General features: G+C 65.4%; 19 protein-coding genes. 11 read left to right on the top strand and 8 right to left on the bottom strand.

The annotated features are described in order from the left end of the window. The first annotated feature begins 67 nt into the window (after nt 1–67). Both FHY19_RS17065 and FHY19_RS17060 read left to right on the top strand, forming a co-directional pair. Nucleotides 68–1,663 carry a M4 family metallopeptidase gene (locus tag FHY19_RS17065; protein WP_259167404.1) on the top strand — a complete coding sequence of 532 codons (1,596 nt, stop codon included), beginning with the start codon at nt 68–70 and terminating at the stop codon, nt 1,661–1,663. Between the two features lie 110 nt (nt 1,664–1,773). Beyond that, nucleotides 1,774–2,259, top strand: a complete 486-nt coding sequence (locus FHY19_RS17060; protein ID WP_259155815.1) for an Mpo1-like protein — start codon at nt 1,774–1,776, stop codon at nt 2,257–2,259. Between the two features lie 116 nt (nt 2,260–2,375). Here FHY19_RS17060 and FHY19_RS17055 read toward each other — a convergent pair whose 3' ends face one another. Then, nucleotides 2,376–3,278 carry an NAD-dependent epimerase/dehydratase family protein gene (locus FHY19_RS17055; RefSeq protein WP_259167402.1) on the bottom strand — a complete coding sequence of 301 codons (903 nt, stop codon included), beginning with the start codon at nt 3,276–3,278 and terminating at the stop codon, nt 2,376–2,378. 167 nt (nt 3,279–3,445) lie between these two features. Here FHY19_RS17055 and FHY19_RS17050 point away from each other — a divergent pair, with 167 nt between their 5' ends. From FHY19_RS17050 to FHY19_RS17025, 6 genes are read left to right on the top strand one after another with little or no spacing between them, the layout of a single operon-like run. Next, the gene (locus FHY19_RS17050; RefSeq protein WP_259167400.1) at nt 3,446–6,274 is read left to right on the top strand and encodes a monovalent cation/H+ antiporter subunit A; all 2,829 of its coding nucleotides are present in this window, start codon (nt 3,446–3,448) and stop codon (nt 6,272–6,274) included. Next, nucleotides 6,274–6,648: a Na+/H+ antiporter subunit C gene (locus FHY19_RS17045; protein WP_259167399.1), complete on the top strand. Its 375-nt coding sequence runs from the start codon at nt 6,274–6,276 to the stop codon at nt 6,646–6,648. Before FHY19_RS17050 ends, FHY19_RS17045 begins: the two co-directional genes overlap by 1 nt. Next, nucleotides 6,645–8,189 carry a monovalent cation/H+ antiporter subunit D gene (locus FHY19_RS17040; RefSeq protein ID WP_259167398.1) on the top strand — a complete coding sequence of 515 codons (1,545 nt, stop codon included), beginning with the start codon at nt 6,645–6,647 and terminating at the stop codon, nt 8,187–8,189. The genes FHY19_RS17045 and FHY19_RS17040 overlap by 4 nt, the downstream gene beginning before the upstream one ends. Further along, complete coding sequence (locus tag FHY19_RS17035; protein WP_259155820.1) at nt 8,186–8,692, top strand: Na+/H+ antiporter subunit E; 507 nt, start codon at nt 8,186–8,188, stop codon at nt 8,690–8,692. The genes FHY19_RS17040 and FHY19_RS17035 overlap by 4 nt, the downstream gene beginning before the upstream one ends. Then, nucleotides 8,689–8,973 carry a K+/H+ antiporter subunit F gene (locus tag FHY19_RS17030; RefSeq protein WP_029218577.1) on the top strand — a complete coding sequence of 95 codons (285 nt, stop codon included), beginning with the start codon at nt 8,689–8,691 and terminating at the stop codon, nt 8,971–8,973. The genes FHY19_RS17035 and FHY19_RS17030 overlap by 4 nt, the downstream gene beginning before the upstream one ends. Further along, the gene (locus FHY19_RS17025) at nt 8,970–9,392 is read left to right on the top strand and encodes a Na+/H+ antiporter subunit G (protein ID WP_259155822.1); all 423 of its coding nucleotides are present in this window, start codon (nt 8,970–8,972) and stop codon (nt 9,390–9,392) included. The genes FHY19_RS17030 and FHY19_RS17025 overlap by 4 nt, the downstream gene beginning before the upstream one ends. Nucleotides 9,393–9,786: 394 nt before the next feature. Here FHY19_RS17025 and FHY19_RS17020 read toward each other — a convergent pair whose 3' ends face one another. Then, a complete protein-coding gene (locus tag FHY19_RS17020) occupies nt 9,787–10,410 on the bottom strand; it encodes a lectin (RefSeq protein ID WP_259167702.1) in 624 nt (207 codons plus the stop codon). Nucleotides 10,411–10,575: 165 nt separating this feature from the next. On the opposite strand from FHY19_RS17020, the gene FHY19_RS17015 reads away from it, so the two are divergent. Beyond that, nucleotides 10,576–11,133 carry a hypothetical protein gene (locus FHY19_RS17015; protein WP_259167397.1) on the top strand — a complete coding sequence of 186 codons (558 nt, stop codon included), beginning with the start codon at nt 10,576–10,578 and terminating at the stop codon, nt 11,131–11,133. 340 nt (nt 11,134–11,473) lie between these two features. Here FHY19_RS17015 and hmgA read toward each other — a convergent pair whose 3' ends face one another. The 3 genes from hmgA to hppD all read right to left on the bottom strand — a co-directional run bounded on the left by hmgA (nt 11,474) and on the right by hppD (nt 14,641). Next, entirely contained in the window at nt 11,474–12,787 is a 1,314-nt protein-coding gene (gene hmgA, locus FHY19_RS17010; RefSeq protein WP_259167396.1) for a homogentisate 1,2-dioxygenase, read from the bottom strand. A gap of 105 nt (nt 12,788–12,892) precedes the next feature. After that, complete coding sequence (locus FHY19_RS17005) at nt 12,893–13,285, bottom strand: DUF559 domain-containing protein (RefSeq protein WP_259167395.1); 393 nt, start codon at nt 13,283–13,285, stop codon at nt 12,893–12,895. 240 nt (nt 13,286–13,525) lie between these two features. Next, a complete protein-coding gene (hppD, locus tag FHY19_RS17000; RefSeq protein ID WP_259155828.1) occupies nt 13,526–14,641 on the bottom strand; it encodes a 4-hydroxyphenylpyruvate dioxygenase in 1,116 nt (371 codons plus the stop codon). Between the two features lie 122 nt (nt 14,642–14,763). Between hppD and FHY19_RS16995 the strand changes: the two genes are divergently transcribed. Then, nucleotides 14,764–15,252: a MarR family transcriptional regulator gene (locus tag FHY19_RS16995; protein ID WP_005990619.1), complete on the top strand. Its 489-nt coding sequence runs from the start codon at nt 14,764–14,766 to the stop codon at nt 15,250–15,252. A 253-nt stretch (nt 15,253–15,505) separates the two neighbouring features. Here FHY19_RS16995 and FHY19_RS16990 read toward each other — a convergent pair whose 3' ends face one another. From FHY19_RS16990 to FHY19_RS16980, 3 genes are all read right to left on the bottom strand, one after another. Next, nucleotides 15,506–16,096, bottom strand: a complete 591-nt coding sequence (locus FHY19_RS16990) for a thioredoxin family protein (RefSeq protein WP_259155829.1) — start codon at nt 16,094–16,096, stop codon at nt 15,506–15,508. An 11-nt stretch (nt 16,097–16,107) separates the two neighbouring features. Further along, nucleotides 16,108–17,628 carry an oligopeptide:H+ symporter gene (locus FHY19_RS16985; RefSeq protein WP_046962817.1) on the bottom strand — a complete coding sequence of 507 codons (1,521 nt, stop codon included), beginning with the start codon at nt 17,626–17,628 and terminating at the stop codon, nt 16,108–16,110. A gap of 592 nt (nt 17,629–18,220) precedes the next feature. Next, nucleotides 18,221–19,117: a tryptophan 2,3-dioxygenase family protein gene (locus tag FHY19_RS16980; RefSeq protein WP_259167394.1), complete on the bottom strand. Its 897-nt coding sequence runs from the start codon at nt 19,115–19,117 to the stop codon at nt 18,221–18,223. Between the two features lie 600 nt (nt 19,118–19,717). Between FHY19_RS16980 and FHY19_RS16975 the strand changes: the two genes are divergently transcribed. After that, the gene (locus tag FHY19_RS16975) at nt 19,718–23,305 is read left to right on the top strand and encodes a lamin tail domain-containing protein (protein WP_259167392.1); all 3,588 of its coding nucleotides are present in this window, start codon (nt 19,718–19,720) and stop codon (nt 23,303–23,305) included. The last annotated feature ends 82 nt before the right edge of the window (nt 23,306–23,387 follow it).

Raw genomic sequence — 23,387 nt, 5'->3', positions numbered from 1 at the left:
ATCGGCGACCGGCTGTCGGGGGGGTGCCGCCGGTCTTTGCATCGCACGTTTTCTGGAGAGAGTCGTCATGCATTTTCATCGCCTGGGCGCGGCCATCTGCTGCGCGCTATCGTTTTCTGCTGTCGCTACTGCGGCTGATCTATCTACCACTGCAGCGGTATCGCGCGCGCAGTCGCTGCTGGGGAACAACGCCGCAGCGCTGGCCAATCGTGCGCCAGCCGATGCCTTCATCGCGCGCGACAGCATCGTCGATGCCGATGGCACCGAGCATGTGCGCTTCGATCGTACCTATCAGGGATTGCCGGTCATCGGCGGCGATGTGGTGGTGCATTCGCGGCGCGGCGTGATGCGCCAGTTGAGTCAGACCATGGAGACCAGCGTCCGTCCCAGCCTGCTGCCTGGCATCGATGCGGCCACCGCCTTGCGCGTGGCAGGTGGGCAGTTCGACGTACCGCAAGCCGCCGCACCACGCGCAAGCCTTGCGCTGTACGCGCGCCAAGGCACGCCGCGACTGGTATATGAGGTGATCTATAGCGGCATCAAACCCGATCAGACGCCCACCGAAATGCATTACATCGTCGATGCAGTGGATCAACGCATCCTCGAATCCTGGGACACGGTGCATACCGCGTGCGCAGGCGGCACCAGCGCGGCCGGCACCGGGCGCTCGCTGTATGCCGGTAGCGTGGCGTTGGCCACGACGCGTTGCAGCAGCGGTTACGAATTGACCGATCTGAGCCGCGGCAGCGGTGCCACGTACAACATGCGCAACAGCACCTCCGGCAACGGCACCTTGGTCACCGATGCCGATAATGCATGGGGTAGCGGCGCCAACAGCGATACGGTGACCGCAGCGGTGGATGCGCATTACGGCGTGGCGTTGACCTGGGACTACTACCGCACCGCGCATGCACGCAGCGGCATCGCCAACGATGGCGCCGGTGCGCGCAGCCGCGTGCATTACGGCAGTCGTTACAACAACGCCTTCTGGCAGGACAGCTGCTTCTGCATGACCTTCGGCGATGGCGACGGCAGCACCTTCACGCCACTGGTGTCGGTGGATGTGGCCGGCCACGAGATGACCCATGGCGTGACCAGCCGCACTGCGCGATTGGTGTACTCGGGCGAATCGGGAGGCTTGAACGAAGCCACGTCCGACATCATGGGCGCGATGGTGGAGTACTCCGCCAACAACAGTGCGCAGCCGGGTAACTATCTGATCGGCGAAAAGATCATCCCCGGCAACAGCAGCGGCACGCTGGCATTGCGCTACATGTTCAAGCCGAGCCTGGATGGCGACTCGCCCGATTGCTACAGCAGCAGCCTGGGCTCGCTCAACGTGCATTACAGCTCTGGCGTGGCCAACCATTTCTACTATCTGCTGGCCGAAGGCGCGGTGGTGCCGAGCGGCTTCGGTGCCGGCACCAGCTGGAACGTAACCCCGGCCGGGCTGGTCTGCAACGGCAATACCGCGTTGACGGCGATCGGCCGGACCGCGGCCAGCCGCATCTGGTATCGCGCGCTCACCGTCTACATGACCTCCTCCAGCAACTACGCGGCCGCACGCAGGGCCACGTTGAGCGCGGCCACCGATCTGTATGGCGGCACCTCCACCCAGTACCGCGCAGTGGCAGCCGCCTGGAGCGCGGTGTCGGTCAACTGATGCTGTCCGGGCCTCGCCATGCCAGTGTTGCGTGGCGGGGCCCGGTTACCGGTGCAGCGCCACCGCAGCCGTTCGCACGCGTATGCTTGGGGTCATTCCTGGGAGGGAACATGACCGAACGCACCACGACCGCGCGACCGATCGAGCGCTATTTCGCCAGCTATTCCGACGATCACCGCAACGACACCAATCAGCTGATCCATGTGGTCGCGGTGCCGGCCATCCTGTGGTCGGTGGTGGGCCTGCTCTGGTGCATTCCGGTGGGCGGCACCTGGTTCAGCAGCGGGGTGTGGGCAGCGCTGTCGATGTTTGCGGCGTGGTCGTATTACAACCGGCTGTCGCGCCCGCTCGGGCTGGGCATGCTGGGCATCTTCTTTTTCTTCGGCTGCCTGTGCCGGTTGATCGAAGGCCGCATCGGGCTGACCGGATTGTTTGCCACCGCACTGTCGGTGTTCGTGCTGGCATGGATTGCGCAATTTGTGGGCCACAAGATCGAAGGCCGCAAGCCGAGCTTTCTGACCGATCTGACCTATCTGCTGATCGGGCCGATCTGGGTGCTGGCCAAGGTGTATCGCCAGTTGGGGTGGCGCTACTGAGTCCGGCGGCGACGTGCCTGGCATGCCTCGCAGGAATGTAGGCGTGGTCTGATGTCATTGCACACTGCACTGCGGCTGCGCACATCGATCGCACCACGCGCCACGCGCGCACCGCATTACTCGCCGATACCGAGCTCTTCCGGCAGCGGGCGAAATGCGCGCGGGGCATAGCCGAAATCGCGACGTGCCGGTTCCAGGTCGAATACCAGGTCGTCGCGCATGCGTTGCAGCGCCGCCGCGTTCATGCCACGCAGGCGGCCCAGGCGTTGCGCGGCAGTGAGCGCAAGCCCGAACAGGCTGGGCGGCACCTGATAGAGCCGCGCCGGCCGTGGCAGCGCCTGCAGCACCCGTTCCACCATCTGTGTGTAGGCCAGCACTTCGCCGCCGCCCACCGCATAGCTGCGTTGCTGGGTCGCCGGTTGGCCGATCACCGCCAGCGCCGCGCTGGCCAGATCGTCCACATGTACCGGCTGACGCAGACCGGTGGCATTGGCCGGCAGCATGAAGGCGCCGGTGCGCTGGGCCAGGCCGGCAATCTGGGTGAGCGTCTTGTCGCGTCCGGCACCGTAGACCAGGGTCGGGCGCAGCACGGTGGCGGTGGCGCCGCGCGCCATGGCCGCAGAAAACAGCGCCTGTTCGGCATGCGCCAGCCGTCGCGCCACGTCGCGCTCGGCCGCATCGATCGAATGCTCCTTGACCTCCACGCTGGTGGAACCGAACGCCACGATGCGCGATGCGACCACCGGATTTTCGGCATACCAGCGGGCGAAGTGATCCAGCGGCCCGCAGCTGAAGATCACCTCGAAGGCATCGCCTGCGGCGGCCGGCACAGCCAGATCGCCTTGCCGCCAGATCAACCCGGAACGCGCCGCACGCGGCTGCCGCGACCATGCCGTCACCTGCCACCCTCGGCTCAGCAGCCGGGTCAACAGACGCTCGCCAATCTGCCCGCTGCCGCCAAAAACCAGGGCGCGCGGCGCAGACACAGCGGTGGACGGAGCGGGATGGGTGGCGGTCACGGGGCAACGACATGGTCCTGAATGACAGCAGCATACCCAGTCCCCGACGTCGATGCGCGCGCCGTTTGGCCGGCAATTGCGCCTGTGCGCGGCGCCGGCGTTGACACTGACGTCAGTCAACGGTTTGTTAAGCTCTCTGGCCTGCTCGCGAATCCTGTGTTCCCTGCATGCCTTTTCCGCTGGAAATTATGCTGGCGCTGCCGTTCCTGATGGCCGCCGCCGTCGCGCTGTTCTCGCGCACGCCACGTTCGATCACTGCGTGGTTGGCTGCGGCTGCGCCACTGGCCGGCCTGCTGGTGCTTGCCGCGTTGACGCCGGCAGTGCTGCGTGGCGAGGTGATTGGCAGCGAGCATGCGTGGTTGCCGCAGATCGGTTTGATGTTCTCGCTGCGGCTCGATGGGCTGGCCTGGATGTTCGCGCTGCTGGTGCTGGGAATCGGCGCATTGGTGGTGATGTATGCGCATTACTACCTGAGCGCACGCGATAGCGCTTCGCGCTTTTTTGCCTATCTGTTGCTGTTCATGGGCGCGATGCTCGGCATGGTGCTGTCGGGCAATCTGCTGTTGCTGATGGTGTTCTGGGAGCTCACCAGCATCAGCTCGTTCCTGCTGATCGGGTTCTGGTCGCACCGCAAGGATGCACGCGAAGGCGCACGCATGGCGTTCGTGCTGACTGCTGGCGGTGGTCTGGCGCTGCTGGGCGGGGTGCTGATGCTCGGCCGCATCGTCGGCAGTTTTCAGCTGGATGCCGTGCTGGCCGCCGGCGATGTGATCCGCGCCAGCCCGCTGTATCCGTATGCACTGGGATTGGTGCTGTTGGGCATCTTTACCAAGAGCGCGCAGTTTCCGTTTCACTTCTGGTTGCCGCAGGCGATGGCCGCGCCGACGCCGGTGTCGGCGTACCTGCACTCGGCCACGATGGTGAAGGCCGGGGTGTTTTTGCTGGCGCGCCTGCATCCCGCACTGGCCGGCACCGATCTGTTTTTTTACACCGTCACCAGTATCGGCGCGATCACGCTGTTGCTGGGCGCGTGGCATGCGATCTTCCAGCACGACCTCAAGGGCGTACTGGCGTACTCCACCATCTCGCATCTTGGCCTGATCACGATGCTGTTCGGCCTGTCGACGCCGATGGCGGTGGTGGCCGGCGTATTCCACATCCTCAACCACGCCGTGTTCAAGGCGTCGTTGTTCATGGCTGCGGGCATCATCGACCACGAGACCGGTACGCGCGACATGCGCAGGCTGGGCAATCTGCGCCGGCTGATGCCGTTTACCAGCGCATTGGCGATCATCGCATCGTTGGCGATGGCCGGCATTCCGCTGCTCAATGGCTTCCTGTCCAAGGAAATGTTCTTTGCGGTGGCGCTGGAGACCCAGGCGCCGGAACTGATGCGCATCCTGGCGAGCATCGCCGCGTTGCTGGCCGGCCTGCTCGGGGTGGCTTACAGCCTGCGGTTTGTACACGACACCTTCTTCGGCGACGGCCCACGCGATCTGGAAACCATGCCGCACGAGCCGCCGCGCTGGATGAAGATCCCGGTGGAAGTGCTGGTGCTGATCTGCCTGGCGGTCGGCATCGTGCCGGCATGGACGGTGGCGCCGGTGCTGCGCGCCGGAGCCGGCGCGATTCTTGGCGATCGATTGCCCGACTACAGTCTGGCGCTGTGGCACGGCTTGAACTGGCCGTTGGCAATGAGCGTGGCCGGCATGATCGGCGGCACGCTGCTGTACATGGCGATCCGTCGCCTGCTGGATCTGTATGCGGTGCAGAACCGCTCGCCCGGCAAGGCCATGTTCCACTGGAACCTGCGTGCGCTGTTTAGCGCCACCACGCACATGACCGACGCGATCACCAACGGCAATCTGCAGCGCATGCTGATGTTGCTGGTGCTGAGCGCGGTGGTGGTGGCGCTGGTGCCGTTCCTGCAGGGCGGCGCGCTGCCGGCCTGGCCGGCACCCACGCCGATGCCGCTGCTGGGCTGGACGGTCTGGCTGCTGATGATCGCCTGTGCGCTGGGCAGCCTGTTCCTGTACAGGCAGCGCCTGCTGGCGGTGCTGGTGCTCGGCGGCACCGGGCTGGCGGTCAGCTTGACCTTCGTGTTCCTGTCGGCGCCGGACCTGGCGCTGACGCAGCTGCTGGTGGAGATGGTGACACTGGTGCTGATGCTGCTGGCGATGAACTACCTGCCCGAACGCTCGCTGCCCGAGCGCGCGCGGCTGCACAAGATCCGCGACGCCTGCCTTGCGATCGCCGGTGGCGCCGGACTGGCCGCGCTGTCGTACACCTTGATGACGCAGTCCAGCCATACCGTTGCCGGCGAACTGCTGCAGCGCGCGTTGCCCGAGGCGTATGGGCGCAACGTGGTCAACGTGATCCTGGTGGATTTCCGCGGTTTCGATACGTTTGGCGAGATCACGGTGTTCGCGATTGCCGGGTTGGTGGTGCATGCGCTGTTGCGACGCTCGCGCATGGCACCGGAACGCAGCATGCCCGGGCCGCCGATCCGGTTGCCGGTGCCGGCGGATCTGGCGCAGATCATGTTCCCGCTGACGCTGACCGTGTCCCTGTTCCTGTTCCTGCGCGGTCACAACGCGCCCGGCGGCGGCTTCATCGCCGGGCTGGTGCTGGCGGTGCCGTTGCTGATGCAGTACGTGATCCAGGGCACCGCGTCGGTGGAATCGCGCTTTGGCTTCGACTACATCCGGCTGATCGGCATCGGCCTGTTGTGCGCGCTGCTCAGCGGTGCAGGCTCGCTGCTGTTCGGGTTGCCGTTCCTGAGCAGCGGGCATGTGGAGATTCCGCTGCCGCTGCTGGGCGATCTGGAACTGGCCAGCGCATTGGGGTTCGATATCGGGGTGTATCTGGTGGTGTTCGGTGCGGCGATGTTGATGCTGTCGATGATGGGCACGATCAAGCCCTCGCGTACGCGCAGTTCGCAGCGCGGCGAGATCGACCCCACCCAACGTTCGACACGCACCGCGGAGCAGCATTGATGGAACTGGCAGTGGCAAGCGCCATCGGCGTCCTCACCGCATTGGCGATCTATCTGTTGCTGCGCGCGCGCAGCTTCGATGTGATCCTGGGAATGACCTTCCTGTCGTACGCGACCAACCTGCTGATCTTCGCCGGCGGACGGCTGCGCAGCGGCCAGCCGCCGGTGTTGCGCGAGGGCGTGCCGGTGGACCTGCTGCACTACACCGACCCGTTGCCGCAAGCGCTGGTGCTGACGGCGATCGTGATTGCCTTTGCGATGACGGCGGTGAGCCTGGTGCTGGCGATCCGCAGCCGCAGCGACAACGGCAGCGATCACGTGGATGCGCATGAAGATGCCGCCACCGGCGCAGATACGCGGCAGGCGCGGCGATGAATCATCTGCTGATCCTGCCGATTCTGATCCCGATGCTAGGCGCGTCCGCATCGCTGTTTGTCGAGCACCGCCGCTACGGGCCGCGCGTGCAGCGCAGTGTGGCGTGGGCGAGCATGGCCTTGCTGGCAGCGGCGGTGGTTGCGTTGTTCGCACGTGCCGCGGAGGGCGGCGTGCTGGTGTATCTGCTCGGCGACTGGCCGGCGCGGTTGGGCATCGTACTGATGGGCGACCGGCTGTCGGCATGGATGCTGTTGACCACCCTGGTCCTGGGCTCGGCCTGCCTGCTGCATGCCTGCGCCGGCTGGGATCGGCGCGCGCCGCACTTCCATGCCTTGTTCCAGTTCCAGCTGATGGGCTTGAACGGGGCATTCCTGACCGGCGACATCTTCAACCTGTTCGTGTTCTTCGAGGTGATGCTGATCGCCTCCTACGGGTTGCTGCTCAGTGGCGGGCGCGGCCTGCAGATGCGCGTCGGCCTGCATTACGTGGTGTTCAACGTGTGTGCGTCGACGCTGTTTCTGATTGCGCTGGGCCTGCTGTTTGGCGTCTTCGGCACGCTCAACATGGCCGAATTGTCGCAACGCATTGCCGACCTGCCGGCGCAGGACGTGCCGCTGGCCAAGGCATCGTTGGGCTTGTTGCTGCTGGTGTTCTGCAGCAAGGCTGCGTTGCTGCCGCTGTACCTGTGGTTGCCGGAGACTTATTCGCGCGCGCCGGCAGCGGTAGCGGCATTGTTCGCGATCATGACCAAGGTCGGGCTGTACGCAACGTTGCGTGTGTCCTCGCTGTGGTTTGGCGTCGGTGCCGGCGCGCTGCATGGGTTTGGCCGGCATGCGCTGCTGTGGCTGGGCATTGCGACGCTGCTGATGGCCGCCTTCGGGGTGATGGCCGCATCGCGGTTGCGGGTGATGGTGTCGTATCTGGTGGTGTTTTCGGCTGCGACCTTGTTCATCGCCTTCTCGCTCGACGATGCCGGCGCGTTGGGTGCGGGCCTGTACTACCTGCCGCACAGCAGCTTTGTGGCCGCGGCCCTGTTCATGGTGTCGGACCTGATCCGGCGCCGCCGCGGCAGCGCCAGCGATCGCAAGGAAGTGGTCGCACCGCTGCCGCGGCGTGGGATACCCGGCGCGATGTTCATGATCGCTGCGGTCGCGGTCGCCGGCCTGCCGCCGCTGTCCGGATTCCTCGCCAAGGCGGCCTTGCTGCAGCATGTGCCCGACGGCCTGGTCGGACCGGTCTGGGGCGCGATTCTCGGCAGCAGCCTGTTGGTGGTGATCGGCTTGACCCGCGCCGGCGTGCGACTGTTCTGGCGCGTGCCGGAGGCAGTGGAAGACACGCCCGAACTCCAGCCGCAACGCCGTGGCCGCATGCGACCGGTGGAAACCGCCGCAACGGTTCTGCTGCTGAGCGGCCTGGTGGCGATGACGGTCGGTGCCGAACCGCTGATGCGCTACACCGATGCCGCCGCTGCGCAGTTGCGCGACCCCGGTGCGTATGTGGATCAGGTGCGCGCCACCACGCCACAACGGAGGCAGCCATGAGCGCGCGCATGCCCTTGCGGCGCCGGTTGCTGCCCTCGCCGTCGTTGACTGTCACCGTGTTCGTGTTCTGGCTGCTGCTCAGCGACAGCTTCGGGCCGCAGCAATGGGTGCTGGGCGCACTGCTGGGCGTGGTTGTGCCGATCTTCGCCGCGCGGCTGGACCGCGAATTCGCCCGCATCGGCTCGCTGCGCTCGGTCCCGCGCATGTTGCTGGTGGCGGCCGGCGACATCGTGCGCTCCAACATCAAGGTCGCCATCCAGGTACTCGGGCCGGAATCGCGCATCCACCCCGGCTTTATCTGGGTGCCGCTGGACATCGCCAATATCCACGGCATTGCGGCGCTGACGAGCATGATCACGCTGACGCCTGGCACGGTGTCAGCGGCGTTGTCGGACGACCGCAAATACCTGTTGGTGCATGTGCTGCATCTGGACGACCCGGACGCGTTGATCGCCGAGATCAAGACCCGCTACGAAAAACCTCTGATGGAGATCTTTCCATGACCGGTCACATGTTCATCGAATCGACCATCGTCATCTGCATGCACGCGGTGGGCCTGGCCATCCTGATGGCATTGTGGCGGCTGCTGCGCGGCCCGACGGTGCCGGACCGCATCCTGGCGCTGGATACGCTCTCGGTCACCGCCATCGCCGAACTGATGTTGCTGGGCATGTATCTGGATTCGCCGATCTATTTCGAGGCGGCGCTGGTGATTGCGATGCTGGGCTTCGGCAGCACCGTGGTGTTGAGCAAATTCGTGCTGCGCCGGGATATCGTCGAATGATCGCGCTCACAGAATACCTGCTGAGCGCACTGTTGCTGGTCGGCACGTTTTTTATCCTGATCGGCGCATTCGGGCTGGTGAAGCTGTCTGACTTTTTCAAGCGCCTGCATGCGCCGACCAAGGCGAGCACGCTGGGCGTGGGCTGCGTGCTGTTGGGCTCGGTGGGGTATCACCTGTTCCTGGGCGTGGACCCGCAGCCGCGCGAGTTGCTGATCACCGTGTTCCTGTTCATCACCGCGCCAATCAGCGCGCACATGATGGCCAAGGCCGCGCTGTCGCTGATGATGGAAAACCGCCCGGAAGTGCCCAACCACGGCGACATGGAAAAGGAAGGCCTGCCCTCGCCGACGGCCGAAGGCGATGTCGGCGAGAACGCAGAGACCGCCAAGCAACATGAGCGACCTGCAGCGGAGCGCTGATCTCGCGCGGCACCGCTGATGCGAGTGCGTGACGCGGCCTTGTTAGGCGTAACGCAGTTCCCCGGCAATACTGCTTCAGTCGCAATGGATGCAACGGTGCTTCGGGGGGTGCGATACGGCATCTGTACGCATTGCACAAACCCCTGCGTCCGAGCGTGCATCGATAGCACTTCTGCAGACCTCGACCGCTGCCTTTGCATCGGCGCCGCCCGCAGGCGGGCGAACCAGCACGCGCTGCCTATCCATGGGCTGCAGCGCCGCAGCGACGCTACGCTAGCAGCGCTATGCAAGCCAGCGTGGATCATCCATCTACCTAGCGCTGCAGCGTCAGCATCTGCGTGTGTGCCTGCGGCGACAGGCCGACACCGACATGCCACGCGACGCGACGCGCAGCTCAGCCGCAGCCTTCCACATAATCCACCTGCGGCGGCCGCCCTACCCGCCAGCTGCTGACCCTACCGTCGGCATCGGTCTCGAAGACCACCGCAGACTGCGTCGCGGCGTTGGCGTGGCGCAGCGTCTGCGCGCCGGGCAGGTACTTGTGTGGCTGTGCATCCAACCCGTCCGGATACAGCGCGCGCAGCTGCGCGAGCGTCATGCCGACCCTGCCGCCACCGGGCGCGACTTCCTTCGCCTCGTTGGTCTGATAGCGCAGCAGACGATCGCCTTCGAACATGAAACCGAACCGACGCGCGTCATCGGCCCACTGCGGGCGCAAGAAGTAGCACCCGCCGTCGCTGGCGGCATCGCCGCGTAGTTCGCCACCCCAGGCCTTGCGTGCCTGTGCGGCATCCATGCCCAACCGCAGGTCGCCGTAGCCGTCCATCCGTGCAAGCGTGGTCGGCTGCTGACGCAGATGCGGCGGAAACGTGCCAGGCGGGGCGGTCGCCGGCGGCACTGCATCTGCGGGCTGATCGTTGGCAGACGCGACCGGTGCATGCGCGGCCTCGGCCGGCGCTTGCGCAGCCGGCGCGTCGTCGCCGCGATGACAGCCGGCCATCACCAGCACCATCCCTATCAAGCCCAGCAGTCTGCATGTCATCGCTGCACTCCCTTATGTCCTGGCCCAGCGTACACAGCCGGCATCGCGGCAATGTGCAGGGCGCGGTCGCATCCCGTCGCGGCGATGTCATCGGCGCTTCATTGACAGCGATCACGCTGTCGGCTTCGCAGGACTGCCGCCATGACCCCACGCAAGACCGAGCTCGCCCTGACCGCGCTGCAATCGCACCGCAGCCCGCTGACGTTATTGCAGCGTCGCGCGTTGATCCTGGCCGACGGTCAACGCGACCTGACATCGCTGGCGCTGCTGCTGGGGGATCACGGCGCCGCCCTGGTGCAGACGCTGTGCGCAATGGGATATCTGACCGACACCGACGATGCGCAAGCCAGCGCATCGCGCTCGACTGCGCCCATGGCCGCGATGGCGCCGACTGCCACGGCGCCTGCCACCTTGCAGACACCGCCGGCCACCAAGCCCACCGAAGAGGATCTGCAACGTCAGCGCCGTCGCGCTGCCACCAACGCGCGCCTGTACCTGCTCGACATCCTGCAGTTGCAGCGCAATCCGGTTGCGGTGGTACTGCACCGGCAGTTGCAGGCCGCACGCGCGGAAGACGCGATCGGTATCGCCATCCATACGGCGTTGCGCGAGCTACCGCAGTTCACCTCGGCCTCGTATGCGCTGCGTGTGCGCATGCGGATTGAAGAGCTGCTGCCGGATGCAGAGCAGCCTGCGTAATGCCGACGGCATAGGGTGTCGCAGGTCCGTCGCTGCGATGATGCAAAGCCGCTGGCCAGGGGCGCGCCACTGCGCGATTGCGCTGGGCGCGCGTGCGGTCGATGCCGGTAACGCGACGGAACGGTCGTGTCCGTCCGGGAAACGCTGAGCTTGCCCGCCGATTGAGCGCCAATGCCGGTAGCGCAAACCGGTTTGATCGGCTCGCTTGAAGCGGCCAGGAAAACGTGGCGGGCAGTCATGTGGACAGCGCACCCGGGACCGGATCGCCTGGGCGGGACATGTCGCAGCGCGCACCTAGCGCGTCCGCCTGACGGTCAGCCAGGACTCGTGTTGCAGGCGCTTAGTCAGCCGGGCCAGAAGTCGGCGCCTTGAACCCTGCACGCAATCCGGACCAGCATTGCTGATAGTCGCCTTGCCGCTGGCTGGCCTTTAGCGCCTGCTGGGTGGGCCGCAATACCGCTCGGGTTTCGAACATGAAGGCCATGGTCTCGGCGATCACGTCGGGACGCGACAGGTCCGCCTGCGAGGCCTTGTCGAAGGTCGCCGCATCCGGGCCGTGCCCGCTCATGCAGTTGTGCAGCGACGCCCCGCCCGGCGCGAAGCCTTCGGCCTTTGCGTCGTAGACGCCATGCACCAGGCCCATGAACTCGCTGGCCACATTGCGGTGGAACCACGGCGGGCGAAAGGTGTGCTGCGCCACCAGCCAGCGTGGCGGAAAGATCGCAAAATCCATGTTGGCCGTGCCGTGCGTGTCGCTGGGCGAGGTCAGCACGGTGAAGATGCTCGGATCGGGATGATCGAAACTGATCGAGCCGATGGTGTTGAAGCGGCGCAGGTCGTAGCGATACGGTGCGTAATTGCCGTGCCAGGCCACCACATCCAGCGGCGAATGACCGATGTCCGCACGCCATAGATGACCCTGGAATTTCGCCACCAGTTCGAACGCGCCTTCGCGCTGTTCGAAGGCGGCATGTGGCGTTTCGAAATCACGCGCATTGGCCAGCCCGTTGGAGCCGATCGGCCCCAGGTCGGGCAGGCGCAACAAGCCACCGAAGTTCTCGCAGACATAGCCGCGGGCCGTGTCATCGAGCAGCTCGACGCGCAAGCGCACGCCGCGCGGAATCACCCCAATCTGCTGCGGCTCCAGCTCCAGCACGCCGAGCTCGGTGTGTACCCGCAGACGGCCCTGCTGCGGCACCAGCAACAACTCGCCATCGGCGTCATAGAAGAAGCGATCGTGCATGGAGGCATTGGCCGCATACAGATGCACGGCCACGCCGGTCATCGCCTCCGGGCTGCCATTGCCGGCCATGGTGTATAGACCATCGACGAAATCAGTGGGCTTAGCCGGCAACGGCAGTGGACTCCAGCGCATCTGGTCTGGCGGTACCGGGCCGCTGCCGAAGTCGTTGTGGAACTGCGACTGCTCGATCAAGGAGAAGCTGCCATGCACGGCGGCCGGGCGAATGCGGTATAGCCAACTGCGCCGGTTCTCGCCGCGTGGCGCGGTGAAGGCGGTGCCCGACAGCTGCTCGGCATATAGCCCGTGCGCCACACGCTGCGGCGAGTTCTGCCCGACCGGCAAGGTGCCGGCCACCGCCTCGGTCGCGAACGCGTTGCCGAAGCCGGTCATGTAGTGCTCGTTGTTATGCATGGCATGCGTCCGGATTTTGGCCCTCCCTCCCCGGATGCAGAAGGTTGGGATTGAGTTGAATCAGGCCGCTTTCCTACCGAAGAAGAAGAGATGAGGCCTGGCGGATTAAGCCCCTCTCCCCGCGGGAGAGGGGTTGGGGTGAGGGTACGGCGTAGCGACCACCTTGAAGATCATCTCGACCATCGCATCCAGCGAAAGCAACCCATCGTTGTTCCAGAACCGCAGCACTCTCCAACCCTTCGATTGCAGCCACCGCGTTCTTGCCTGATCGCTGGATGTCTGATGCTGCGAGCCATCCAGTTCAACAATCAACACCGCATCAATACAACAAAAATCTGCGATGTAAGGCGGAATCGGATGCTGACGCCTGAACTTGAAACCTTGCAGCTGATTGCTGCGGAGACAGCGCCAAAGTGCGCGCTCTGCTTCTGTCATCCCTGTCCGTGACGCACGCGCGTTGGTGAGCGCAACCGTGGGTAATGGCGGTCTGATTTTCATCGCTCCACCGTACCCTCACCCCAACCCCCGCTCCGCGCCCCGGCCCGCGCTTGCGGCGCGGGCGCTCCAAGGCACGCGCCCGGGGCGCGCAAGGTGTGCCTTCTCGCCCCGTGGGGAGAGGGGCTTTAACTGCGTGAGCTCTTACTGGTTCGTCTTGTCAGACAACCGTGTCCTGATGATGAGGCGCTTGAACGTATTGCCTTCGGCAAATCCCGAACAGCGAATTCCCAATCCCCGCCCTCAAAGCACCCCACGCTTGATCTGATCGCGCTCGATGCTCTCGAACAGCGCCTGGAAATTGCCTTCGCCAAAGCCTTCGTTGCCCTTGCGCTGAATGATCTCGAAGAAGATCGGGCCGATGCAGTTGGTGGTGAAGATCTGCAGCAGCTTGCGTTGCTTGGTGTCCACATCCGCATCGATCAGGATCTTGTTGCGGCGCAGGCGCTCGACATCCTCGCCGTGGTCGGGAATGCGCAGATCCACCACATCGAAGTAGGTGTCCGGCGTATCCAGGAACGTCACCCCGGCCTCGCGCATCTTTTCCACGCTGGCGTAGATGTCGTCGGTGAAACAGGCGATGTGCTGGATGCCTTCGCCCTGATAGGCGTCCAGATACTCGTTGATCTGGCTCTTGGGGTCGGAGGACTCGTTGAGCGGAATGCGCACGATGCCGTCCGGCGCGGTCATCGCCTTGGACACCAGGCCGGTCTTGGCGCCCTTGATGTCGAAGTAGCGGATCTCGCGGAAGTTGAACAGGCGTTCGTAATAGTCCGACCAGCGCTGCATGTTGCCGAAATACAGGTTGTGCGTGAGGTGGTCGATGAAGGTCAGGCCGAAGCCGCTCGGCTGTTGGTCGGCGCCTTCGATCGGTTCGAAGTCGGCGTCGTAGATGCTGCCGGCATCGCCGTAGCGGTCCACCAGATACAGCATGCAATCGCCGATGCCCTTGACCACCGGTGCGGGCACCGCGCGCGTCTGGGGCTTGTTCTGCACCGCTTCGCCGCCATTGCCCAGCACCGTCTGCAGCACGGTGTCGGCCGGGGTACGGAAGCGGATCGCAAACCCGCAGGCGCAGGGGCCGTGCGCGGCGGCAAAGTCGGCGGCGAACGAATCGGGCTCTTCGTTGAGCAGGAAATTGACCCCACCCTGGCGATAGACGGTAATGGCGCGGCTACGGTGGCGCAGCACCGCGCTGAAGCCCATCTTGCGGAAATAGTCGTGAAGTTGCGCGGCCTGGCCGGCGGGTGCGGCGAATTCGACGAACTCGAAGCCGTCGATTCCCATCGGATTGTCGAAGGTGGTGACCTGCATCCCCGGGTCGGGGCGGGCTACAGTGCTGTTCGGTTGTGCGCTCATCGTCGTTTCTCCACGCTAGGCGGCCCGCAGGGCTATGCGGGGTGGCAGAAGACCCGCGAGAATGCGCAGGCCACCCCTCGTTTGTAGTTGCAAATGAAACCAAAATCAAGACACAGTGCAACATGAGCGATCACGACACCTCCAATGCGCCGCAACATCCCGTGCTGCTCAACCTCGAGCAGTTCCTGCCGTATCGCCTCAGCGTGCTGTCCAACCGCATCAGCGCCAACATCGCCAAGGTCTACGGCGACCGCTACGGCATGGCCATTCCCGAGTGGCGGGTGATCACCATCCTGGCGCTGTATCCGGGTTCTTCGGCCAGTGAGGTCTCCGACCGCACCGCGATGGACAAAGTTGCAGTGAGTCGCGCGGTGGCGCGCCTGCTGGAACGTGGCTTCATCCGCCGCGAGACCCATGGCGACGACCGCCGCCGCTCGATGCTGGCGCTGTCGCCGGCCGGACGCCAGGTGTACGAAACCGTCGCACCGCTGGTCAACGAAATGGAACAACGGCTGATGTCGGTGTTCAGTGACGAGGAACAGCAATTGCTGGAACGGTTGATCGACCGGCTGGCCAAGGATGGGCTACCGCGCATGGCGGGCAAGGACTGAGCTTGGCTCTGCAGTGCGATCCGATGGCGCTCGTGCGGCACTGCGCTGGCTGATGTCGACGCCGCTGGGGGTTACGCAATCGCTGCGGGCACTGTGTTGTTGCAGGCAGCACTGCCAAAGCCGCTCACATCGCCCGGCATCGCATGCAGTGCCCATGTGCGTCTGCGCGCCCGTCAGACACCGCACCTGGACTGACGCATACAAAAAACCCCGCAGCAATGCGGGGTTTTTTGTACAACGCGCTCGCAGCGCATCAGGCTTCCGGCGGCGCCCATTGCTTGAGGAAATCGAACAGCTTCTTGCGATCGAAGCCTTCGCCCTTGCGCAGCTCCGGGCTGGTCTGGGTGGTCAGCAGCTTGCCGTCGTTGTCCAGCACCAGCAGCGACGGGTAGTCGTTGAGCTGGGCGAACTGCGACAGGAACGTGGCGTTTTCGTTGGCCGCATCGCGATTGACCTTGACCACCACAAAGTGCGCATCGCGGAAGCTGCGCAGCTCGGCGTCGCCGCCCATCAGCTCGTCCAGCGCCTTGCACGGCTCGCAGGCGGCATTGCCAACATTGAGCACGATGCGCTTGCCACCGCGCTTGGCCTCCACCTTGGCCGTTTCCAGATCGGCAGCCGGATCGCGCGACGGGTCGTACTGCGCATTGAGCGCGGCCGCTGCCGCGATATCGGCAGCAGTCGGCGTATTGCCCGAGGACACCGGCTGGCTGGGGTCGGCACTGGGTGGCTTCTGCATCGACGTATCCAGCGGCCGTGGCGCCTCCTGTTGCTCGGCGTGTTGCCCGCAGGCGCTCAACAGGCCGGCCAGCAGCAGGCCACAGACAATGGGGTTGCTCGGCATCGCTTTTCTCCTCACTTCACACCATGCATCAGTTTGTTGATCAGCGGCGCGATCAGGAACAGCAGCGCACCGGCGCCCACCAGCGCCCAAAACCCGAAGGTATACCCGCCCAGCGCCGAGGACACGCTCATGCCTTCGCTTCCGCTGACATGGCCGGCAAAGATACCCGACAGGTTGTTACCGATGCCGGTGGACAAGAACCAGCCACCCATGCCGAAACCGACCAGGCGCACCGGTGCCAGCTTGGTCACCATCGACAACCCGATCGGCGACAGGCACAGCTCGCCCACCGACTGGATGACGTAGACCATGAACAAGGTCCAGAACGGGATCTTGCCGGCGTCGTTGACCAGGCTGGACAAGGCAAACATCAGCAGCAGGAAGGCCAGGCCGTTGAACAGCAGGCCCAGGCCGAACTTGCGCGGAATCGACGGATTGAAGCGGCCGGACTTGACCCAGATCCAGGCGATGACCGGCGCCAGCGCAATGATGGCGATCGAGTTGACCGACTGGAACCACGCGGTCGGGAAGGTCCACTCGCCGAAATTGCGGTTGACGATGTTGTCGGCCAGGAAGGTGAACGAGCTGCCGGCCTGTTCGAAGAACATCCAGAACAACACGTTGAAGGCGAAGATGATCAGCATCGCGATCACCTTGTCGCGCTGCACCTTGCCCTCGCGGATGCCTTCGACCAGCAGCATCACCGACAGGCCGATGAACAGCACCGTCAGCACGATCTGCAGCACATCGGCACCGACGGCCAGCAGGAAATACACCACCGGAATCGCCAGTACGCAGCCGGCCAGCACCATCAGCACGCGGCCGATGCCCTGCGCGTTCGGTGCCGGCGCGCCAATGCCCTTGAGCTGGGCACGGCCGATCCAGAACCACACCAGGCTGATCAGCATGCCCGCGCCGGAGGCCATGAACACCATCTTGTACGACGGCATGGCCTGGGTGCCGAACACCTTCTCGGCCAGCAGCTGGGTCAACACCGGCGAAATCATCGCGCCCAGGTTGATGCCCATGTAGAAGATGGTGAAGCCGCTGTCGCGGCGCGGATCGGCCACCGAATACAGCTTGCCGACCATGGTGGAGATGTTTGGCTTGAACAAGCCGTTACCCACCACCACGGTCGCCAGGCCGATCTCGAACATGGTGTGGTCGGGGATGGCGATCAGGAACAGGCCGGTCGCCATCACTGCTGCGCCCACCAGGATCGAGCGCTGGTAACCGAGCACGCGGTCGGCCACATAACCGCCGAAGATCGCCGCCGCATACACCAGCGCCAGATACGCGCCGTAGGTACGTCCGGCCGGTGCCTGGCCGGTGGCGTCGCCGCCAAAGAACTGCGCCACGATGTACAGCACCAGCGCCCAGCGAATGCCGTAGAACGCAAAGCGTTCCCAGAACTCGGTCATGAACAGCATCCACAGCGGCCGGGGGTGGCCAAGCAGCGTGGGGAACTCGGGAGGCGCAGGCGGCTGCGGCGGAGTGGAAGCGGATGTCGGCGCAGTTGCGTCAACGCTCATGTGGTGTCCCTTGCGTATTCAGTAATGGCTGGGTGCCCCAGGGCGGAACCCTGGGCGACGCGCGAGGATCACTTAGACGTCATGTACGCGTCAAATTCGCCGGAGTCGACGACCTGATGACGGTGGGCGGGAAGTGACGATTTTGTCGGGATTCGGGATTCGGGATTGGTTGAGTCTTGGCTGTATTAACGGCAGACCAAGGATGAAGCTGCCGCACACGATCGAACGTCTGCACTTTCTCCCTTCTCCCGTCGGGAGAAGGTGCCCGAAGGGCGGATGAGGGTGCGAAGTCGCCGGGCGGTGCCGGTTGCCGATATCCCAGCATTGGCACGGTGGCTGGTCCCTGGGAATAACGCCCTTACCCGTACCCTCACCCCCAAGCTGCGCGCCGCGCCCCGACCCGCACTCGCTCCAAGCCACGCGCGCCATTAGCGCGCAAGCCGTGCCTTTCGTCCCAGGGGAGAGGGGCTTGAGCGCGCTACGACTCACTGCATTGCCTGGCTTTCGTCGCGCTCAGCGTTGCCCTGCCCGGCTTGCCCCTCCCTAGCATGTCCCTGCTCAGCTTGGCGCCCTGCTCGGCGTGTCGCCCTGATCAGTCCTTGGCAGCGTCCGCATTGCCCTGCGGCGTCCGGCCTTCCACACCCACCGACGTGCGCACATCGAACAGTTCCGGGAAGAACGTCAGCGCCAGCGCCTGCTGCAAAAATCCCACGCCGCTGGAGCCGCCGGTGCCGCGCTTGAAGCCGATGACCCGCATCACCGTGCGCATGTGGCGGAAGCGCCAGAGCTGGAACTGGGTTTCCACATCCACCAGGTCCTCGCACAGCGCATATTCGCGCCAGTAGCGGTCGGTGTTTTCATAGATGCGCTCGAACACCGGGCGCAAGGCGTCGTCGGCGACATGCGCGGCGGTCCAGTCGCGGGTTTGATACTGCTGCGGAATCGCGTGGCCGAAGCGCGCCAGGTAGCGCAGGAATTCTTCGTACAGGCTCGGCGCTTCGAGCACTTCGCGCAGGCGCTCCTGGCCCTGCCGGTCGTAGGCGAACACCTGCAGCATCTGCGGATTCTTATTGCCGAGCAGGAACTCGATGTAGCGGTATTGCAGCGACTGGAACCCCGACGAGGGGCCGAGCACATCGCGAAAGCCCATGTACTCGCTGGGCGTCAGCGTCTCCAGCACCGACCATTGCTCGGTGAGCTGGCGCAGCACCTGCTTGCTGCGCGCCAGCACCTTGCGGCACTGCCAGACCTCGTCGCGCTGCAGATGCACGATGGCCGCGCGCAGCTCGTGCGCCAGCAGCTTCAGCCATAGCTCGGAGGTCTGGTGCTGGATGATGAACAGCATCTCGTCGTGGTGCGCCGGCGCGGACAGCGGCTGCTGTGCGGACAACAACTGGTCCAGCCGCAGATAGCCGCCGTAGGTCAGCCGCCCCTCCAGGTCGGTGTGGATGCCGGGTTCCAGGTCACGCAGGTTCTTGTCGACGGGCATGGCAGTGCAGGTGGATCGGGCCGGTCAGGGTAGCTCAGTGGCGGGGATCGGGGATTGGGGAATCGGGAATCGGGAATCGGGAATTGGGAATCGGGAATTGGGAATCGGGAATTGGGAATTGGGAATTGGGAATTGGGAATTGGGAATGGGAGGCGGGAGGCGGGAGGCGGAGGCGGAGATCGAATGTCTGGCTGCCGAGAGCGGCGCTGGAGCTGGGTCTCCGCAACGCCATCTCCAGTGTTTGCCGTAGCGTCCTGCCGTGCAGACATGTCGGCTGACTGGCGCAGTTCGGGACTTGCCTGGTGGCTGCAGCGCGGTCACCCGGGTATGCCGCTGCATCGCGCCATTGCCGCAGCGCCCGGTTGGCTCGGTGGCCTGTTTGCTCGGATGACCTCGCAAGGCCGTGGCGTACCCGACCGGTGCTTCACTCCTGAAAAAGCCAACCGCTTTCGACCGCGCGGTCGCAGCCGCTGCGCCGGTGTCACCGTATCGTCAACCAAGGTCTGCAAATTCATGCAGAATCGAACGGCGCTGCCGGCCAGGGACGTGGCCGGACCAGGGGAGCGTTTCACGTCTCAAGGATCAGGGGACTCTCATCTCATGCATGTGTTGCAGCGTCGTGCAGCCGTATTTCTCTGTGCGCTGGCAGTTGCCGGCCACGCCAATGCCCAGGTCGTCATCAGCCAGGTCTACGGCGGTGGCGGCAATAGCGGCGCCACCCTCCGCAGCGATTTCATCGAGCTGCACAACATCAGCAGCACCACGGTCAGCCTGGACGGCTGGTCGGTGCAGTACGCCTCTGCTGCCGGTAGCAGCTGGCAGCTCACCCCGCTAACAGGCAGCGTGCCGGCCGGCGGGTATTACCTGGTCAAGCAGGCCGATGGCAGCGGCGGCAGCGTTGCGCTGCCCACCCCCGATGCCACCGGAACCCTGGCCCTGAGCGGCACGGCCGGCAAGGTGGCGCTGAGCACCACTGCGGCCGCACTGAGCGGCGCCTGCCCCACCGGCAACGCCGACCTGGTCGGCTACGGCAGCAATGCCAGCTGTGCCGAAGGCAACGCGCCCACGCCGGCCCCCAGCAACACGCTGGCGGTGCTGCGCGCAGGCGATGGTTGCACCGATACCGACAACAACGCAGCCGATTTTTCCACCGGCGCGCCGGCACCGCGCAACAGCGCCAGCACCGCGCGCCTGTGCAGCGGCGGCGGACAGCCGATCGCCACGCTGGCCGATGTCAGCCAGGCCGAAGGCAACAGCGGCAGCCGCAGCTTCGTGTTCTCGCTGGGCCTGAGCCAGCCGGCCGGTGCGGGGGGAGTGAGCTTCACCGCTGCCACCGTCAATGGCACCGCGGTGGCGGGCAGCGACTACGTGGCCTTGCCGGCAACCAGCCTGCAGATTGCCGCTGGCGAGCGCAGTGCCACCATCGCGGTGGAGGTGCTGGGCGATACCACGCCCGAGCCCGACGAGACCTTCGCGCTGCAGATCAGCGGCCTCACCGGCGCGTTGCCGGCCACGCTGAGCGCCACCGGCACCCTCCTCAACGACGACTTCAGCCTGCTGCCGATCCACGCCATCCAGGGCAAGGGCGCACGCTCGCCGCTGGAAGGCCAGGTGGTCGCCACCTCGGGCATCGTGACCGCACGCCGCAGCGCCGGCTTCTTCCTGCAGGCACCCACTGCCGAAACCGATGCGGACCCTGCCACCTCCGAAGGCGTCTACGTCTACACCGGCAGCGCACCGCCGGACGCCGCTGCCATCGGCAACCGGGTGCGCGTGCAGGGCACGGTGATCGAATACGTGCCCACCGCCGACCCGACCCAGCCGCCGCTGACCGAGATCGGCGGCACGTTGACCGTGCTGCTGGATTCGACCGGCAACCCGTTGCCCGATCCGATGCTGCTGAGTCCGTTTTTCCCCAACCCGAACGGTGCCTACGACCAGCTCGAAGCGCTGGAAGGCATGCGCGTCACCGCTCCGAGCCTCACCGTCAATGCGCCCACCGGTGGCAACGTCAACGAGGTCAACGCCACAGCAACCAGCAATGGCGTGTTCCATGCCGTGGTCACCGGGGTACCGCGTGCCTTTCGCGAGCCCGGCGTGCAGTTGCCCGACCCGCTGCCGGCCGGCTCCCCTGCCGGTGTGCCGCGCTGGAATACCAACCCGGAAGTGATCGCCGTCGGCAGTGCCGGCGTGGGTGCCGAGCGGCTGGATCTGGCATCGGGTTGTGTGGTGATCGGTGCCACCGGCCCGTTGGATTACAGCTTCCGCCGTTACACGCTGTACCCGGAACGCACCCCGCAGGTCTACTGCAACGGTGCCGACCTGCCGCGCCCGGCGCCGCGGCCGCAGGCCGACGATGTGGCCGTGGCCACCTACAACATGGAGCGCTTCTTCGACGACCAGAACGACCCGGCGATCGGCGAACCGGTACTTACGCCGGCCGCGTTCCAGGCCCGCCTCAACAAGGCCTCGCAGGCGATCCGCGGCTACCTGCATCTACCCGACATCCTGGGCACGGTGGAAGTGGAAAACCTCAGCGTGCTGCAGACCCTGGCCGCGCGCATCAATGCCGATGCAGTGGCCGGCGGGCAGCCCAATCCGCAGTACGTGGCCTATCTGCAGGAAGGCAACGACGTCGGCGGCATCGACGTCGGCTTCCTGGTCAAGACCGCCGAGGTGGCCAGCCGTGTGCCGCGCGTGGAAGTGGTGTCCATCGCCCAGGAAGGCAAGACCACCACCTGGACAGAACCGGGCGGCGGCGTCAGCCTGCTCAACGACCGCCCGCCGCTGGTGCTCACTGCCAACGTGCATCAGGCCGATGGCCGCGTGCTGCCGCTGACTGCCATCGTGGTGCATCAGCGCTCGCTCAACGGCGCCGAGACCGACGATGCGGCCGGTACCCGCATCCGCGCCAAACGCCAGGCCCAGGCCGAGTACCTGGCGCGTCTGCTACAGACGCGTCAGCAGCTCGATCCCAACGAACGGGTACTGGTGATGGGCGACTTCAACGCCTTCGAGTTCAACGACGGCTATGTCGATGCGATGGGCACCGTCACCGGCAGGCCGGCGCCGGATGCGCAGACCGTGGTGAACGGCGATGGCGTGGATCTGGTCAATCCGGACTACACCGATCTGACCTGGTTCAACACGCCCGACCAGAGCTATTCGTATGCCTTCGACGGCAACGTGCAGTCGCTGGATCACATCATCGCCAACGAGGCGCTGATGCGCGCACCCAACATCGCCTCGTTGTCGGTGGGCCATGCGCGCATCAATGCCGACTTCCCCGGCACTGCGCGTAACGATGCCAACACGCCCACGCGCTTGTCCGATCACGATCCCACCGTGGTGCTGTTGCGCATGACCAAGCAGGTGAACGCGGACTTGCAGGTGGCTGTCACCGCCGCGCGCGACCAGGTGGTCGAAGGCGAGCGCATCGACTACACCGTGGATGTAGAGAACCGAGGGCCGGACCGCGCGCCGTTCACCGCGCTGGCGTTGGTGTTCGACCTGCCGGCACGGGCGCGTCTGACTGCCCCGACGGGCTGGATCTGCCAGAACCAGACCAATGCCACGCAGACCACGTTTACCTGCAATATCCCGGTGCTTGCGGCAGGATCTGCGCAGAGTTTTGCAGTGCAACTGGATGCCGGCCCGGACCTGGCCGGACGCACCCTGACCCTGGCCGCTTCGGTGGCCTCGCAGTCGCCCGACCCGCAGCCGGACAACAACACCGACACCGCGGCCGTCGTGGTGCAGGCACGGCCGCAGCCGCGCAGCGACCTGGCGGTGCGGTTCGAAGGCCCCGCCAGCCTGCCGACCATCGCGTTCAACGCCAGCTACCGCGTGCTGCTGGACAACGTCGGGGCCGCGCCGGCACAGCGTCCCGGCCTGGTGATCGAAGGCAATACAGTGTCTGCGTTGTCGCAGTTGGTGCCGCCGCAGGGCTGGCGCTGCGACAAGCAGGTGCAATCGCTGCGTAATGCCCGCTTCTTGTGCAGCAGTGCGGCCGTCGTGCTGCCGGGCGCGCAGCTGGCGTTCCAGCTGACCGTGGCAGCCAAGCCCATCCCGTCCGATGGTGCGATCCGCGTGCAGGCCAGGGCCACATCGGCCTCACCGGATGCGAACCCGGCCAACGATTCGGCGCTGATCGTCACCCCGATCGGAGGCGGTGCCGGGCGCCGCTGATCGCAGTGCACCACGTCGCAGTTTCTTACTGCGACAAAGGGCGCGGCCTGGTCCGCGCCCTTTTTTTTGTGCAACCCAGCAT

It is taken from the genome of Xanthomonas sp. 4461, from assembly GCF_024806475.1.
Classification (GTDB): Bacteria; Pseudomonadota; Gammaproteobacteria; order Xanthomonadales; family Xanthomonadaceae; genus Xanthomonas; species Xanthomonas arboricola_F.
The sequence above is the reverse complement of the archived record's forward strand: the minus strand, read 5'-3'. Positions and strand labels throughout refer to the sequence as shown.

Coding starts and splice junctions, on each gene's coding strand:
- FHY19_RS17065 (WP_259167404.1), top strand. CDS start 68: ATGCATTTTCATCGCCTGGGCGCGGCCATCTGCTGCGCGCTATCGTTT.
- FHY19_RS17060 (WP_259155815.1), top strand. CDS start 1,774: ATGACCGAACGCACCACGACCGCGCGACCGATCGAGCGCTATTTCGCC.
- FHY19_RS17050 (WP_259167400.1), top strand. CDS start 3,446: ATGCCTTTTCCGCTGGAAATTATGCTGGCGCTGCCGTTCCTGATGGCC.
- FHY19_RS17045 (WP_259167399.1), top strand. CDS start 6,274: ATGGAACTGGCAGTGGCAAGCGCCATCGGCGTCCTCACCGCATTGGCG.
- FHY19_RS17040 (WP_259167398.1), top strand. CDS start 6,645: ATGAATCATCTGCTGATCCTGCCGATTCTGATCCCGATGCTAGGCGCG.
- FHY19_RS17035 (WP_259155820.1), top strand. CDS start 8,186: ATGAGCGCGCGCATGCCCTTGCGGCGCCGGTTGCTGCCCTCGCCGTCG.
- FHY19_RS17030 (WP_029218577.1), top strand. CDS start 8,689: ATGACCGGTCACATGTTCATCGAATCGACCATCGTCATCTGCATGCAC.
- FHY19_RS17025 (WP_259155822.1), top strand. CDS start 8,970: ATGATCGCGCTCACAGAATACCTGCTGAGCGCACTGTTGCTGGTCGGC.
- FHY19_RS17015 (WP_259167397.1), top strand. CDS start 10,576: ATGACCCCACGCAAGACCGAGCTCGCCCTGACCGCGCTGCAATCGCAC.
- hmgA (WP_259167396.1), bottom strand. CDS start 12,787: ATGCATAACAACGAGCACTACATGACCGGCTTCGGCAACGCGTTCGCG.
- FHY19_RS17005 (WP_259167395.1), bottom strand. CDS start 13,285: ATGAAAATCAGACCGCCATTACCCACGGTTGCGCTCACCAACGCGCGT.
- hppD (WP_259155828.1), bottom strand. CDS start 14,641: ATGAGCGCACAACCGAACAGCACTGTAGCCCGCCCCGACCCGGGGATG.
- FHY19_RS16995 (WP_005990619.1), top strand. CDS start 14,764: ATGAGCGATCACGACACCTCCAATGCGCCGCAACATCCCGTGCTGCTC.
- FHY19_RS16990 (WP_259155829.1), bottom strand. CDS start 16,096: ATGCCGAGCAACCCCATTGTCTGTGGCCTGCTGCTGGCCGGCCTGTTG.
- FHY19_RS16985 (WP_046962817.1), bottom strand. CDS start 17,628: ATGAGCGTTGACGCAACTGCGCCGACATCCGCTTCCACTCCGCCGCAG.
- FHY19_RS16980 (WP_259167394.1), bottom strand. CDS start 19,117: ATGCCCGTCGACAAGAACCTGCGTGACCTGGAACCCGGCATCCACACC.
- FHY19_RS16975 (WP_259167392.1), top strand. CDS start 19,718: ATGCATGTGTTGCAGCGTCGTGCAGCCGTATTTCTCTGTGCGCTGGCA.